Below are 14445 nucleotides of genomic sequence, written 5' to 3' on the forward strand. Positions count from 1 at the left end.
GGTGGAGGGTGTAGCGCCATAATTCGAAGAGTAGCATTCTGATTTATCTGAATTTTTCAGAAAAATGATTACCAAAGCTTACGGTTTCAGTCATTTACGCTTAACGGATTCGCTTATATACTCGTGGGTCTGCTATCAGCAAACAGACGGACTTCATGTATCAACCTGTCGCACTCTTCATAGGCTTACGCTACATGCGTGGGCGCGCCGCGGACCGTTTCGGTCGCTTTGTCTCCTGGCTTTCGACTATTGGCATTACGCTTGGCGTGATGGCTCTGGTGACGGTGCTTTCCGTCATGAACGGCTTTGAGCGCGAGCTGCAAAACAACATCCTGGGGCTGATGCCGCAGGCCATTCTCTCTTCAACCAACGGTTCCGTTAACCCGCAACAACTGCCGGAAAGTGCGGCGAAGTTACAGGGTGTCACGCGCGTTGCGCCGGTGACAACGGGCGATGTCGTCCTGCAAAGCGCCCGCAGCGTGGCGGTGGGCGTCATGCTGGGGATTGACCCGGCGCAAAAAGATCCGCTCACGCCGTATCTGGTCAACGTGAAGCAAAGCGATCTGGAAGCGGGAAAATACAACGTGATCCTCGGCGAGCAGCTTGCCGGGCAGCTTGGCGTGAACCGTGGCGACCAGCTGCGCGTGATGGTGCCGTCTGCCAGCCAGTTTACGCCGATGGGACGTTTGCCCAGCCAGCGTCTGTTCACGGTTATTGGCACGTTTGCCGCCAACAGCGAAGTTGACGGCTACCAGATGCTCATGAATATCCAGGATGCTTCGCGTCTGATGCGTTATCCGGTGGGCAACATTACCGGCTGGCGTCTGTGGCTCGACGCACCGCTGAAGGTCGATACCCTCAGCCAGCAAACCTTGCCGGAAGGCACAAAATGGCAGGACTGGCGCGAGCGTAAAGGCGAACTGTTCCAGGCTGTGCGTATGGAAAAAAATATGATGGGCCTGCTGCTGAGCCTGATCGTCGCGGTCGCGGCGTTTAACATCATCACCTCGCTTGGTCTGATGGTAATGGAAAAGCAGGGCGAAGTTGCCATCCTGCAAACCCAGGGGCTGACGCCGCGCCAGATTATGGCCGTCTTTATGGTGCAGGGGGCCAGCGCCGGGATCATTGGCGCGTTACTCGGGGCCGTTCTCGGGGCGCTGCTGGCCAGTCAGTTGAATAACTTAATGCCGATCATCGGCGCGCTGCTTGATGGCGCGGCGCTGCCGGTTGCTATCGAACCGCTGCAGGTGGTCGGTATTGCGCTGGCCGCGATGGCCATTGCGCTGCTTTCTACGCTCTATCCTTCCTGGCGCGCTGCCGCCACTCAACCCGCTGAGGCTTTACGTTATGAATAAGATCCTGTTGCAATGCGACAACCTGTCCAAACGCTATCAGGAAGGCTCTGTACAGACTGATGTGCTGCACAATGTGAGCTTCAGCGTGGGCGAAGGCGAGATGATGGCGATTGTCGGCAGCTCCGGTTCCGGCAAAAGTACCTTATTACACCTGCTGGGCGGGCTGGATACGCCGACCAGTGGCGACGTAATTTTCTCAGGCCAGCCGATGAGCAAAATGTCTTCTGCGGCAAAAGCGGAGCTGCGTAACCGTGAGCTGGGCTTTATCTACCAGTTCCACCATCTGTTGCCAGATTTCACTGCGCTGGAAAACGTGGCGATGCCTTTGCTGATTGGTAAAAAGAAACCGGCAGAAATTAATGCCCGTGCCAGCGACATGCTGAAAGCCGTAGGCCTGGGGCATCGCGGTGACCACCGTCCGTCTGAGCTGTCCGGTGGCGAGCGTCAGCGTGTAGCAATTGCCCGTGCGCTGGTGAACAACCCGCGTCTGGTGCTGGCGGATGAACCAACCGGCAACCTGGATGCGCGCAATGCTGACAGTATTTTCCAGCTTCTGGGTGAGCTGAATGCCTCACAGGGGACGGCGTTTCTGGTGGTGACCCACGATTTGCAGCTGGCAAAACGGATGGGGCGCCAGCTTGAGATGCGTGATGGTCATCTGAACGCTGAACTGACTCTGATGGGAGCGGAGTAATGGCCTCACCGTTATCGTTACTCATCGGGCTACGCTTCAGTCGTGGCCGCCGTCGCGGCGGGATGGTCTCCCTGATCTCGGTGATCTCCACCATCGGTATTGCGCTCGGCGTGGCGGTATTGATTGTGGGATTAAGCGCCATGAACGGTTTTGAGCGTGAGCTGAATAACCGTATTCTGGCCGTTGTGCCGCACGGCGAAATCGAACCGGTTAATCAGCCGTGGAACAACTGGCATGATGCCCTCAGCAAAGTGGAAAACGTGCCGGGCATTGCCGCCGCTGCACCTTATATTAACTTCACAGGGCTGGTGGAAAGCGGTGTTAACCTGCGCGCCATCCAGGTGAAAGGGGTGAACCCGGCGCAGGAGGCGCGTCTGAGCGCGCTGCCGAAGTATGTGCAGAACGGTGCGTGGGCAAACTTTAAGGCCGGTGAGCAACAGATCATCATGGGCAAAGGTGTGGCCGACGCGCTGAAAGTGAAGCAGGGCGACTGGGTGTCGATCATGATCCCAAACGCCAGCGCTGACCATAAATTGCAGCAGCCTAAGCGCGTGCGTCTGCACGTCACCGGCATCCTGCAACTGAGCGGTCAACTCGATCACAGCTTTGCAATGGTACCGCTGGAAGACGCACGTCAGTATCTGGACATGGGCGACAGCGTGACGGGCATCGCCATTAAGGTTAACGACGTCTTCAATGCCAATAAACTGGTGCGTGATGCGGGCAGCGTGACCAATAACTATGTCTACATCAAAAGCTGGATCGGCACTTACGGGTATATGTATCGTGATATCCAGATGATCCGCGCCATCATGTATCTGGCGATGGTGCTGGTGATTGGTGTAGCGTGCTTTAATATCGTCTCGACGCTGGTTATGGCGGTCAAAGACAAAAGTGGCGACATCGCGGTTCTGCGTACCCTTGGGGCAAAGGACGGTCTTATTCGCGCCATCTTCGTCTGGTATGGTCTGCTGGCGGGGCTGTTCGGTAGCCTGTGCGGGGTGGTGATTGGCGTCGTGGTGTCGTTACAGCTCACGCCAATCATCAACGGGATTGAGAAGCTGATCGGCCACCAGTTCCTGTCGGGTGATATCTATTTTATTGACTTCCTGCCGTCTGAATTGCACTGGCTGGACGTTATTTATGTGCTGGTTACAGCACTTTTACTGAGTCTGCTGGCAAGCTGGTATCCGGCGCGTCGCGCAAGCCGAATTGATCCGGCGAGGGTATTAAGTGGCCAGTAATTACGTCATGATCTAGCGGCTTACGGGCCGCCAGGTTAAAAGAGGAATGCGTTATGTATTACGGATTTGATATTGGCGGCACCAAAATTGCGCTCGGCGCGTTTGATAACGATCTCAAACTGCAGTGGGAAACCCGCGTTCCCACGCCGCGCGAAAGCTACGATGAATTTTTAACCGCCATTGCCGCGCTGGTGGCGCAAGCGGATGAACGCTTTGGCGTGAAAGGCAGCGTCGGCATCGGTATTCCAGGCATGCCTGAAACCGACGACGGCACGCTGTATGCCGCCAACGTACCTGCTGCCAGCGGCAAACCGCTGCGCGCCGATCTCTCTGCTCTCCTTGAACGCGACGTGCGTTTAGATAACGATGCCAACTGCTTTGCGCTCTCTGAAGCCTGGGATGATGAATTCCGTCACTATCCGCTGGTGATGGGGTTGATCCTTGGCACCGGCGTTGGCGGGGGAATTGTTATTAATGGCAAACCGATCACCGGGCGCAGCTATATCACGGGAGAGTTTGGTCATATCCGTTTACCGGTAGACGCGCTTGAGGTCGTGGGACGCGATTTCCCGCTTACCCGCTGCGGCTGTGGTCAGCATGGCTGTATTGAGAACTACCTGTCAGGTCGTGGGTTTGCATGGCTTTACGAACACTTCTATCATCAGAAACTCGAAGCCCCTCAAATCATTACCCTGTGGGAGCAAGGCGATGCGCAGGCGCGAGAGCACGTTGAACGTTATCTCGATCTGCTGGCGGTGTGTCTGGGGAATATCCTCACCATCGTCGATCCGGATCTGCTGGTGATTGGGGGCGGGTTATCAAACTTTACCGCGATAACGGAACACCTGTCCGGGCGTCTGCCCCGACATTTATTGCCAGTCGCCCGCGTGCCGCGTATTGAACGTGCGCGACACGGGGACGCAGGAGGCATGCGCGGAGCCGCATTCCTTCATCTCACCGACTAGTTTACGAGGTTACTATGCTGTCGCGTCGCCAGGGTCGACTCAGCCGTTTTCGCAAAAATAAACGCCGCTTACGTGAGCGCTTGCGCCAGCGGATCTTTTTCAGAGACAGAATGATGCCAGAAGCGATGGATAAACCCAGAGTGGTGGTGCTGACCGGGGCGGGGATCTCTGCCGAGTCCGGTATTCGAACCTTCCGTGCTGCGGACGGGTTGTGGGAAGAGCACCGTGTGGAGGATGTGGCGACACCAGAAGGCTTCGCCCGTGACCCGGATCTTGTGCAGGCATTTTACAATGCCCGCCGTCGTCAGCTTCAGCAGCCAGAAATAGCGCCTAATCCGGCGCACCTGGCGCTGGCGAAGCTGGAGGAGGCGCTGGGTGACCGTTTTCTGCTGGTTACGCAGAACATTGATAACCTGCACGAGCGAGCCGGCAACAAAAACATCATCCACATGCACGGCGAGCTACTGAAGGTGCGCTGTGCCTGGAGCGGCCAGGTGCTGGACTGGAAAGAGGACGTGCTGCCTGAGGATAAATGTCACTGCTGCCAGTTCCCTTCGCGTCTGCGTCCGCATGTGGTCTGGTTTGGTGAAATGCCGCTGGGGATGGATGAGATTTACAGCGCGCTGGCCATGGCGGATGTGTTTATCGCCATTGGTACGTCAGGGCATGTCTATCCGGCGGCGGGGTTTGTTCACGAAGCGCGTCTGCACGGTGCGCATACCGTAGAGCTCAACCTCGAACCCAGCCAGGTGGGAAGCGAGTTTGAAGAGAAGCACTATGGGCTGGCAAGCGAGGTCGTACCCGAGTTCGTCGACAAGCTGCTCAAAGGTCTGTAATGGCGACAGTGTGAAAAGGCACCCATTCAGTGGGTGCTTTTTTTTTATAAACTCGTCCGCTGAAATTACCATTAATGATGTTTACTAAACCACAATATAAGCCCTGTTAATTAGTGTGGATGCTATTATTTTGTGCATTCACTCAAAATAGTGCTTAATAATGCTCGTTATCGTGGTGTAGAAAGAGGATGCTAATAAATATAACGTCGATAAGGAGGATGGGATATGTACGGATTTATTGCGAGACAACCCATTTTTAACCCGGATATGAATACGGTAGCTTATGAACTGCTTTTCAGGGATGGGATGGCAAACCGTTTTCCGGATGTATCGGCAGAATATGCAACATCCAGAATGATATCCGATCATTTTTTATCTGTACCGTCTCAGCGTATCGCCGGGACACAGACCTTGTTTATCAACTTTCCATCCAGAATGGTCATCGACCGCAGCGGTGAAGCGCTGGACAAGGAGAGCGTGGTCATTGAGATCCTTGAAGATGCGGTTCCCGGCGAGGCGTTATTGCAGGCTGTGAAAGAGATGAATGCGCACGGATATCGCTTTGCGCTTGATGATTTTACCCTCGCGCCGGAATGGGATCGCTTTTTACCCTATATTTCTGTACTTAAATTTGATGTCAGAAATTATACCTTAGCGCAAATTCAGGATTACCTGAATACTCGCAAAAACCTGACCCACCATATAAAGTATCTCGCTGAAAAAGTTGAGACTAAAGAGGAATTCAAACGCTATCGTGATGCCGGTTTTTCGCTTTTTCAGGGTTACTTTTTCTGTCGCCCTGAAGTGATTAAATATAAACGCTTATCACAAAATCAACTGGCGATTTTCCGCCTGCAGATGGAAGTAGGGCGGAATAAACCTGATTTTCGGATCATCGAGTCGTTAATAAAAACCGATCTCACCTTGTCCTATAAGATCATGCGTTATATGAAACACACGGCGTTTAAACACGTCGGTGCCTGCAATTTTAGCAAGTTAACGCTCAGCGAAGTCCTCAGGTATCTGGGGGAAAATCAGCTGCGACGCTTTGTTGCGGTGGTGGTGCTGGCCAGTGCCGGCAACGACACCGTCGACGAGCTGTATCCTCTGAGCATGATGCGGGGCAAATTCTGTGAGCTGATTGCAGAGAAGATGCCTGCGCCGGGGCTCGCGGAAAACGCGTTTATGTGTGGCCTGTTCTCTCTGCTTGATACCTTGCTTGAATTGCCAATGGCGGAGTTGATGAAGCAAATTGCGGTGCCGCAGGCTGTCAGCCAGGCCCTGTGTCATCAGGAAGGCGTGTTAGCCGATATGGTGACGCTGTGCCGCCACTATGAACAGCAGGAGTGGGAGGAGGCGGCCAGGATAGCGAACGGTCTTGGGCTGTCGGATGACGACGTTGTCGATGCCATGAGAATGGCGACGATCTGGGCGGGGGAAAATGCGGCGGGTTAAGGCCCCTCACGGCGTGGCGACGTGAGGAGCCAGACTGCGGCCCTTATCGGCCGGCTTTTAATTTCTGGTAATACTCTTCATACAGACGGCTCGCGTCGCCGACATCGTTTTGCCATTCACCTTTGCTGATGGTGTCGGCATCCGGGTAGAGGGATTTATCATTCGCCACTTCAGGCTTCAGTAGCTTGCGGGCGGCCAGGTTTGGCGTTGGGTAGCCAATAGTCTCGGCAACCTGCTTCGCCACGTCCGGGCGCAGCAGGAAGTTAATGAGCTTCAGGGCACCGTCAACGTTTTTCGCATTGGCAGGAATAGCCAGGCTGTCCATCCAGAAGATACCGCCTTCTTTCGGCCAGACGACCTCCAGCGGCGTACCGGCCTGACGCGCAACCCATGCAGAGCCGTTCCACACCATGCCGAGATTCACTTCTCCTTCCATGTACGGGTTCGCCGGGTTATCGGAGTTGAACGCCGCCACGTTAGGCATCAGTTTTTTCAGCTCGTTATAGGCCGCTTCAATCTCTTTCGGGTCCGTTGTGTTGCCCGAGTAACCCAGCTTGCGCAGCGCCACCTGGAACACTTCACGGGCATCGTCGGTTAACAGCAGGCTGCCTTTGTATTCAGGCTTCCACAGGTCGGCCCACTGGGTGACGGTTTTAGGATCGATTGCTTCGCTGTTAACCCCGATGGCGGTCGCACCCCAGATGTACGGAATGGAGTAGTCGTTGTTCGGATCGAACGGTTTGTTGAGCATCTGCGGATCGAGGTTGTTGAAGTTGGTCAGCTTCGACTTGTCGATCTTCTGGATCATGCCCTCTTTACGCATCTTGTCGACGAAGTAGGTCGATGGCACCACCAGATCGTACGCGCCGTCCTTGTACGTTTTAAGCTTGGCGTACATGGTTTCATTGGACTCGTAGGTAGAGTAGATGACCTTAATGCCCGTCTCTTTGGTGAACTGCTCCAGCAGACCCGGCGGCACATACTCAGTCCAGTTATAGAAGTAGAGCGTTTTGCTGTCATCAGCGTGCGCGACGCCCATTCCGAGCACCAGTGCCGCAGCGGCAAGCATTTTTTTCATTTCATTGTCCCCTGAGATTTTGTTTTATCACGAGCAATAATCTGGCTGGCAATCACCAGTACCAGAGAGAACACTAACAGTATGGTCGCCAGCGCGTTCACCTCAGGCGAGACGCCGACTTTCACCATCGAATAGATTTTCAACGGCAGAATTTCATAGCTCGGCCCGGTCACAAAAGAGGAGACCACAACGTCATCCATCGACAGGGTGAAGCTGAGCAGCCACCCGGCCGCGACGGCGGGCATCGCCAGCGGCAGGATAATTTTGCGCAAAATGGTCATCTCGCTGGCGCCGAGATCTTTTGCGGCCTCCAGCATACGCACATCAAAGCCTTTCAGGCGTGCATAGACCGTCACCACCACAAATGGCAGGCAGAAGGTGATGTGGGAAAACAGCAGCGACCAGAAGCCGAGCTGGACACCCAGCAGCATAAACAGTACCAGCAGAGAAATCGCCATGACGATATCCGGTGACATCATCACCACAAACAGCATGCCGCTGACGAACGGTTTACCGCGAAAGCGGTAGCGATACAGTGCCACGGCGGTGAGCGAACCAATCAGCGTGGCGAACGTTGCTGAAAAAATCGCCATGGTTAATGAGTGCTGCGCGGCCTGGAGCAGGCTGTCGTTGTTCATCAGCAGGCTGTACCAGTTAGTGGTAAAGCCCTGCCAGTTGATCCCGAAGCGTGAACTGTTGAACGAGTTCACGATCAAAATGATAATCGGAATATACAGGTAAGCGTAAATGGCGGTCATAAAACCGCCGCGAAGCAGTCGACCGATCATTCGAGTTCCACCTTCTTATTCAGCAGCCGCGACGCGCGCCAGTAAACCAGCAGCATCAGACCCATCACCACCGTCAGCGTAATGCTGGTGGCGGAGCCGAACGGCCAGTCGCGAATGTTAAGGAACTGGCTCTTAATCACGTTTCCGATCAGCAGGTTTTTCGCACCGCCCATCAGGTCAGAGACGTAGAACAAGCCCATCGCCGGAAGCATCACCAGCAGACAGCCTGCGATAATGCCGGGCATCGTCAGCGGAATGATAATGCGGATAAAGGTCTGCAGCTTATTCGCCCCCAGATCTTTGGCCGCTTCCAGCAGCGGTTTATCCAGCTTCTCAATGCTGGAGTAGAGCGGCATCACCATAAACGGCAGCAGGATATAGACCAGACCAATAATCACCGCGCCCGGGGTAAACATAATGCGGATTGGCGTATCAATCACCCCCAGCCACAGCAGAAACTCGTTCAGATAGCCTTTGGTGCTGAGGAAAATTTTCAGCCCGTAGATGCGAATTAAGGAGTTGGTCCAGAACGGCACAATCAGTAAAAAGAGCAGCAGCGGGCGGATTTTTTGTGGCAGACGCGCCAGGAACCACGCGAAGGGATACCCCAGCACCAGGCAGGCAACGGTGGCGATCAGCGCCATGTTCAATGAGTGCAGCAGCACATCAAAGTAGAGCGGATCGAGCAGACGTGAGTAGTTATCCAGCGTAAAGACCAGCGCCACAAAGTGGGCATCGTCGCGGGTCAGGAAGCTGGTGGCGATGATCATCAGGTTGGGTAAAAAGACAAACAACACAAGCCAACCGACGATCGTGGCAATCACCACATTCTGGAATTTACTTGTGTTCTTCATCAGCCAGCACAACCTCCCAGCTTTCTACCCAGTTAATAACCATTTTTTGATCGAGCGAGTGATCAAAGTCCGGGTCGTCCTCGTTAAAGAACTCGCTGACCATCACCATCTTACCGTTTTCCAGTTCGACAACGGATTCCAGCGTCATCCCCTTGTAATTACGCTCGCGGATATAGCCGATCAATCCTTCGGCTTGCGCATTGCCGTGGATCTCCTCGACGCGCAGATCTTCCGGGCGTAACAGCACGTTGAGCTTTTGTCCCTTCTCAACGGCAAAATTAACGGTGATATTGCACTCGCGGCCTTCGACATTCGCCCGAACGCGCTGCTCATCCAGACGCTCGACAACCGTGGCGTTGAAGATATTGATCTCGCCAATGAAGCTCGCCACAAACAGGTTTTTCGGCTCTTCGTAAATTTCACGCGGCGTGCCGTCCTGCTCGATTTTACCATCACGCATCACCACGATACGGTCAGACATGGTGAGCGCTTCTTCCTGGTCATGCGTCACAAAGACGAAGGTGATGCCGAGCTTACGCTGCAGGGCCTTAAGCTCGTTCTGCATCTGCTTGCGCAGTTTGTAGTCCAGCGCGGAGAGGGACTCATCCAGCAGAAGCAGACGCGGTTTGTTGACCACCGCACGGGCGATGGCCACACGTTGCTGTTGACCACCAGACAGCTGATGCGGTTTGCGTTGAGCAAACTCCTCCAGCTGTACCATCCGTAGAGCCTCGGTCACGCGCGGCGGGATCTCGCTGGCCGGTGTTTTTTGCATCCGCAGACCAAACGCAACGTTTTCAAACACGGTCATGTGCGGGAACAAAGCATAGCTTTGAAAGACGGTGTTAACGTGACGATCTTCAGCGGGGACCTGGGTAATGTCCTGCTTTTCAAGGTGGATATGGCCGCTATCGACGCTTTCCAGCCCGGCGATAAGGCGCAGTACGGTTGTCTTGCCGCAGCCAGAAGGGCCAAGCAGCGTGAGGAATTCACCATTATTGATGGTCAGGTTGAGGTCGGAAATGACATCTTTACCATCAAAACTTTTACGAATTCGTTCCAGTTGCACCAGTGGTGAACGTGAACGGGATTGAGTATTCAATTTTTGCGCTGTCCCATATAGACGCTCCGGGCAGCAGACCGAAGCGGGGTTTGTGTGTAACCACCTTGGTGACTCGTAATGAGGGCGGACATTCTACGGCAAACCACTGTAATCGCCAATCCTTGTCACTGATTCATAAGCTACATTTACTGACGTACACGATATAAACGGAATCTATGGTCACTCCCGTTTTTGCAACACCGATTTTGACGACAAGTTGGCTTGCTTGAATCTATCCGGCGTCTGAATGGGATTTTATTCCCGCGCCTTGATGAGTTCCGCGCCTGATGAACCTCCAGAAAATATACGGCTTCAATGAGCCTTTCCGTTTTACAGGTTCCTCAACAGGCCGGTGGGCCGTTAGTATCATCAATATCAGTATTCGCAAAACCAGATCAGTAATTCTTTAAACCGGTGTATTTCTGCCGTTATGCTACATAAGTTTGCTGTCGTGCCGTTAGGGCCCAGGCTATTCTGGCCAGCTTGTTTGCCAGAGCACAAGTGACGACAAAGTTGCTTTTCCGGCACAGTAAATCCCTGACCCAATCGGCCAATTTGCCAGACTGGTGTTCCAGTTTTTGTATGAATACCCTGGCACATTGAACCAACAAAGTTCGGATCTTTTTATTACCTCGCTTACTAATTCCCAGCAATGTCGTCCTACCTCCCGTGCTGTACTGCCGAGGTACAAGCCCTGTTGCCGCCGCAAAGTCACGGCTGCTGGCGTACTGCTTCCCGTCGCCAATCTCAGTTGAAATAGTACTCGCTGTCAGTGTTCCGACGCAGGGAATGCTCAGCAAGCGCTGTCCAACCTCATCTTCGTCCAACTTTCGTTTCAACTGGGATTCCAAATCTTTAATCTGCTCAACAAGATAGTGATAATGCTGTTGTAATTTCAGCAATAACTGGCTGAGGTAAAGAGGCAAACTATTATCCTCAAGAATGGTACTCAGTCGGCTAATAACGGCAGCTCCTCGGGGAACGCTAATGCCAAATTCCAGCAGAAAAGCATGCATTTGATTGGTTGTTTTTACCTTATCCTGAACCAGGGATTCACGGACACGATGCAGAGCCCGCATTGCCTGCTGAGATTCCGTTCTGGGCTGCACAAAACGCATAGACGGACGCGATGCAGCTTCACAAATAGCTTCGGCGTCGACAAAGTCGTTTTTATTGCTTTTAACGAACGGGCGGACAAATTGTGGTGATATCAGCTTTGGGGAATGCCCCAACTCTTCCAACTTGCGTGCCATAAAGTGAGAACCGCCACAGGCTTCCATTGCGATGGTTGTAGCGGGGCATGTCGCCAAAAATTCGATCAACTTTGGCCGGGTAAATTTTTTACGGTAAACAGCCTTCCCGCGACGATCCTGGCAATGAATATGGAAAGAGTTTTTACCCAGATCGATACCAATGAGCGCAATGTTTTCCATGATAGTTCTCCGAATGAAAGCCTGTCCTCAGCATAGTACCGGGAAGGAGGGAGTGACCATCTCATTAAATATTCTCGTTTGCGGGATAAAAGTGACCTGACGCAATATTTGCGTTTTGATGCTTATTGATAATGTTGTCACAAAAAGTGAGGGTGACTGCATGGATAAATTACTTGAGCGTTTTTTACAGTACGTTTCGCTGGATACCCAATCTAAACCGGGTGTCCGCCAGGTGCCAAGCACCGAAGGCCAGTGGAAGTTATTAAACCTGCTCAAAGAGCAGCTTGAGGCCATGGGGCTGGTCAATGTCACCCTGAGCGAAAAAGGCACTGTGATGGGAACGCTGCCTGCCAACGTCCCCGGTGATATTCCGGCGATTGGCTTTATCTCCCATGTCGACACCTCTCCGGATTTTAGCGGTAAACATGTTAATCCGCAGATTGTGGAAAACTACCGTGGCGGTGACATTGCGCTGGGAATAGGTGACGAAGTGCTTTCGCCGGTGATGTTCCCGGTGCTGCATCAGCTGCTCGGGCAGACGCTGATCACCACGGATGGCAAAACGCTGCTGGGGGCAGATGACAAAGCGGGTATCGCGGAGATCATGACGGCACTGGCGGTGCTGAAAGGAAAAAATATTCCGCACGGTGATATCCGTGTGGCCTTTACGCCGGATGAAGAGGTGGGCAAGGGGGCGAAACATTTTGATGTCGAAGCCTTTAACGCGCAGTGGGCCTATACCGTGGACGGCGGTGGCGTGGGCGAACTGGAGTTTGAAAACTTCAATGCCGCGTCCGTGACCATCAAAATTGTGGGTAATAATGTGCATCCTGGCTCCGCCAAAGGTGTGATGGTGAATGCGCTGTCGCTGGCGTCCCGTATTCATGCGGAAGTCCCGGCGAATGAGAGCCCGGAGCAGACCGAAGGTTATGAAGGTTTTTACCACCTGACCAGCATCAAAGGCACGGTGGACAGCGCGCAGATGCACTACATCGTGCGTGACTTTGACCGTAAAGCGTTCGAAGCACGCAAGCGTAAGATGATGGAAATCGCGAAGAAGGTGGGTAAGGGGCTACACCCGGACTGCTATATTGAGCTGATTATTGAAGACAGCTACTACAATATGCGCGAGAAGGTTATGGAGCATCCGCATATCCTGGATATCGCCCAGCAGGCCATGCGCGACTGCGATATTGAACCGGTGCTGAAGCCGATTCGCGGCGGCACCGACGGTTCGCAACTGTCCTTCATGGGATTGCCGTGCCCGAATCTCTTTACCGGGGGATACAACTATCATGGTAAGCATGAGTTTGTGACGCTGGAAGGAATGGAGAAAGCGGTGAAGGTGATTGTGCGGATTGCGGAGTTAACCGCGAAGCGTTAAGACATCGCCCGGTGGCGCTGCGCTTACCGGGCCTACGGGAACAGGTAGGCCGGGTAAGGCGTAGCCGCCACCCGGCAATACATTACAACTCAGTCCTCAAAGAACCAATATCCGCTGTTGACCAGCGCGGCAAGCATGGCGAGGAAAGAGGGATCTTCCAGGGCGTCGCCAAAGGTATCGGCAGTCAGTACCAGATGGCTGGCGATGGCTTCCAGCGCCGGGCGATGCGGAGAATCCAGCTTCTCGCCGTTGACGAAGACATCTTCACCGATGCGCAGCACGCGTAACCCACCCAGGCGAACCAGCTTGTCACCCTGCTGCAGCGCATCATAAATCTCGTCGGCCTGATACGGCGGCTCCGGAGGTGCCACATCCAGCTCGTGACGTGACTGGCTGATAAATTCACCAAACCACTGTCTGAAATGTTCCGGCTCGTTGATCAGATCCAGCATCATGCCGCGCAGCTTATCCAGTTCTGCTGGCAGAATGTCTGCCGGATGCTCGCGGGAGGGCACATCCGGATCGCTGTAGCGATGGCTGCCAAGCTCGCGTTGCAGTACGTAATCGGCAAAACCGCTGATCATCTCACGACCACTTGGCGCGCGGAATCCGACAGAATAATTGAGGGAGTTTTCCAGCGAGTAGCCTTCATGTGGGAATCCCGGCGGAATATAAAGAATATCTCCCGGCTCCAGCTCTTCGTCGATGATCCCGTCAAACGGATCTACCTGAAGCAGGTCAGGATGCGGGCAGTGCTGTTTCATCGGCACTTTTTCACCCACGCGCCAGCGACGGCGGCCGGTCCCCTGAATGATAAACACATCGTACTGATCCAGATGTGGGCCAACGCCGCCCCCTGGCACGGAGAAGGAGATCATCAGATCGTCCATTCGCCAGTCGGGCAGGGCGCGGAACGGGCGCATTAAGGCTGCCGTCGGCTCGTGCCAGTGGTTGACCGCCTGCACCAGTAATGACCAGTTATTTTCACCGAGGTGATCGTAGCTTTCGAAAGGACCATGGTTGACCTGCCATTTTCCATCCTGGTGGCTCACCAGGCGGCTGTCGACTTCGTTTTCCATGGCCAGGCCAGCCAGTTCGTCAGGCGAGATAGGGTCGACAAAATTGCTGAACCCGCGCTTAAGAACTACCGGGCGTTTCTGCCAGTAGCGTTCAATAAACTCGGGCCAGTTCAGTGCTAAGTGATAATCCATATTTTTTTATTCCGCAGGCTCTTACTGAGTCGGATTATAACGGAAG

The 14445-nt window shown here is 53.8% G+C and carries 13 protein-coding genes; 7 read left to right on the forward strand and 6 right to left on the reverse strand.

What is annotated here, in order from left to right; all coding sequences use genetic code 11:
- Positions 1-155: 155 nt before the first annotated feature.
- From lolC to ACQG19_RS09340, 6 genes are all read left to right on the forward strand, one after another.
- The gene (gene lolC / locus ACQG19_RS09315; RefSeq protein WP_013097098.1) at positions 156-1355 is read left to right on the forward strand and encodes a lipoprotein-releasing ABC transporter permease subunit LolC; all 1200 of its coding nucleotides are present in this window, start codon (positions 156-158) and stop codon (positions 1353-1355) included.
- On the forward strand, positions 1348-2049 hold the full coding sequence (gene lolD / locus ACQG19_RS09320) for a lipoprotein-releasing ABC transporter ATP-binding protein LolD (protein ID WP_013097097.1): 702 nt from the start codon (positions 1348-1350) through the stop codon (positions 2047-2049). The genes lolC and lolD overlap by 8 nt, the downstream gene beginning before the upstream one ends.
- The gene (gene lolE / locus ACQG19_RS09325) at positions 2049-3293 is read left to right on the forward strand and encodes a lipoprotein-releasing ABC transporter permease subunit LolE (RefSeq protein ID WP_048971500.1); all 1245 of its coding nucleotides are present in this window, start codon (positions 2049-2051) and stop codon (positions 3291-3293) included. Before lolD ends, lolE begins: the two co-directional genes overlap by 1 nt.
- Positions 3294-3346: 53 nt before the next feature.
- The gene (gene nagK, locus ACQG19_RS09330) at positions 3347-4258 is read left to right on the forward strand and encodes an N-acetylglucosamine kinase (protein WP_038979828.1); all 912 of its coding nucleotides are present in this window, start codon (positions 3347-3349) and stop codon (positions 4256-4258) included.
- 14 nt (positions 4259-4272) lie between these two features.
- Positions 4273-5094: a Sir2 family NAD+-dependent deacetylase gene (gene cobB / locus ACQG19_RS09335; RefSeq protein WP_029881967.1), complete on the forward strand. Its 822-nt coding sequence runs from the start codon at positions 4273-4275 to the stop codon at positions 5092-5094.
- Between the two features lie 225 nt (positions 5095-5319).
- A complete protein-coding gene (locus tag ACQG19_RS09340) occupies positions 5320-6549 on the forward strand; it encodes an EAL and HDOD domain-containing protein (protein WP_048971501.1) in 1230 nt (409 codons plus the stop codon).
- A 43-nt stretch (positions 6550-6592) separates the two neighbouring features.
- Here the strand turns inward: ACQG19_RS09340 and potD are convergent, their stop codons facing one another.
- The 5 genes from potD to ACQG19_RS09365 all read right to left on the reverse strand — a co-directional run bounded on the left by potD (position 6593) and on the right by ACQG19_RS09365 (position 11804).
- Complete coding sequence (gene potD, locus ACQG19_RS09345; protein ID WP_013097092.1) at positions 6593-7627, reverse strand: spermidine/putrescine ABC transporter substrate-binding protein PotD; 1035 nt, start codon at positions 7625-7627, stop codon at positions 6593-6595.
- Positions 7624-8415, reverse strand: coding sequence for a spermidine/putrescine ABC transporter permease PotC (gene potC, locus ACQG19_RS09350; RefSeq protein WP_013097091.1), 792 nt, complete (start codon positions 8413-8415; stop codon positions 7624-7626). The genes potD and potC overlap by 4 nt, the downstream gene beginning before the upstream one ends.
- On the reverse strand, positions 8412-9269 hold the full coding sequence (potB, locus tag ACQG19_RS09355; RefSeq protein ID WP_013097090.1) for a spermidine/putrescine ABC transporter permease PotB: 858 nt from the start codon (positions 9267-9269) through the stop codon (positions 8412-8414). Before potB ends, potC begins: the two co-directional genes overlap by 4 nt.
- Positions 9253-10371 carry a spermidine/putrescine ABC transporter ATP-binding protein PotA gene (gene potA / locus ACQG19_RS09360; protein WP_048971504.1) on the reverse strand — a complete coding sequence of 373 codons (1119 nt, stop codon included), beginning with the start codon at positions 10369-10371 and terminating at the stop codon, positions 9253-9255. The genes potB and potA overlap by 17 nt, the downstream gene beginning before the upstream one ends.
- A gap of 428 nt (positions 10372-10799) precedes the next feature.
- Entirely contained in the window at positions 10800-11804 is a 1005-nt protein-coding gene (locus ACQG19_RS09365; protein WP_000427623.1) for an IS110-like element IS4321 family transposase, read from the reverse strand.
- Positions 11805-11964: 160 nt separating this feature from the next.
- Here ACQG19_RS09365 and pepT point away from each other — a divergent pair, with 160 nt between their 5' ends.
- Complete coding sequence (pepT, locus tag ACQG19_RS09370; protein ID WP_013097087.1) at positions 11965-13188, forward strand: peptidase T; 1224 nt, start codon at positions 11965-11967, stop codon at positions 13186-13188.
- Between the two features lie 89 nt (positions 13189-13277).
- On the opposite strand, the gene ACQG19_RS09375 is transcribed toward pepT, so the two are convergent.
- On the reverse strand, positions 13278-14399 hold the full coding sequence (locus tag ACQG19_RS09375) for a cupin domain-containing protein (protein WP_038419119.1): 1122 nt from the start codon (positions 14397-14399) through the stop codon (positions 13278-13280).
- Between the last annotated feature and the right edge of the window lie 46 nt (positions 14400-14445).

This window comes from Enterobacter cloacae complex sp. 277I4 (assembly GCF_050031465.1).
Lineage (GTDB): Bacteria > Pseudomonadota > Gammaproteobacteria > Enterobacterales > Enterobacteriaceae > Enterobacter > Enterobacter cloacae.

Excerpts from the sequence above, each read along its gene's own strand:
- lolC (WP_013097098.1), top strand. The coding sequence starts at position 156 with ATGTATCAACCTGTCGCACTCTTCATAGGCTTACGCTACATGCGTGGG.
- lolD (WP_013097097.1), top strand. The coding sequence starts at position 1,348 with ATGAATAAGATCCTGTTGCAATGCGACAACCTGTCCAAACGCTATCAG.
- lolE (WP_048971500.1), top strand. The coding sequence starts at position 2,049 with ATGGCCTCACCGTTATCGTTACTCATCGGGCTACGCTTCAGTCGTGGC.
- nagK (WP_038979828.1), top strand. The coding sequence starts at position 3,347 with ATGTATTACGGATTTGATATTGGCGGCACCAAAATTGCGCTCGGCGCG.
- cobB (WP_029881967.1), top strand. The coding sequence starts at position 4,273 with ATGCTGTCGCGTCGCCAGGGTCGACTCAGCCGTTTTCGCAAAAATAAA.
- ACQG19_RS09340 (WP_048971501.1), top strand. The coding sequence starts at position 5,320 with ATGTACGGATTTATTGCGAGACAACCCATTTTTAACCCGGATATGAAT.
- potD (WP_013097092.1), bottom strand. The coding sequence starts at position 7,627 with ATGAAAAAAATGCTTGCCGCTGCGGCACTGGTGCTCGGAATGGGCGTC.
- potC (WP_013097091.1), bottom strand. The coding sequence starts at position 8,415 with ATGATCGGTCGACTGCTTCGCGGCGGTTTTATGACCGCCATTTACGCT.
- potB (WP_013097090.1), bottom strand. The coding sequence starts at position 9,269 with ATGAAGAACACAAGTAAATTCCAGAATGTGGTGATTGCCACGATCGTC.
- ACQG19_RS09365 (WP_000427623.1), bottom strand. The coding sequence starts at position 11,804 with ATGGAAAACATTGCGCTCATTGGTATCGATCTGGGTAAAAACTCTTTC.
- pepT (WP_013097087.1), top strand. The coding sequence starts at position 11,965 with ATGGATAAATTACTTGAGCGTTTTTTACAGTACGTTTCGCTGGATACC.
- ACQG19_RS09375 (WP_038419119.1), bottom strand. The coding sequence starts at position 14,399 with ATGGATTATCACTTAGCACTGAACTGGCCCGAGTTTATTGAACGCTAC.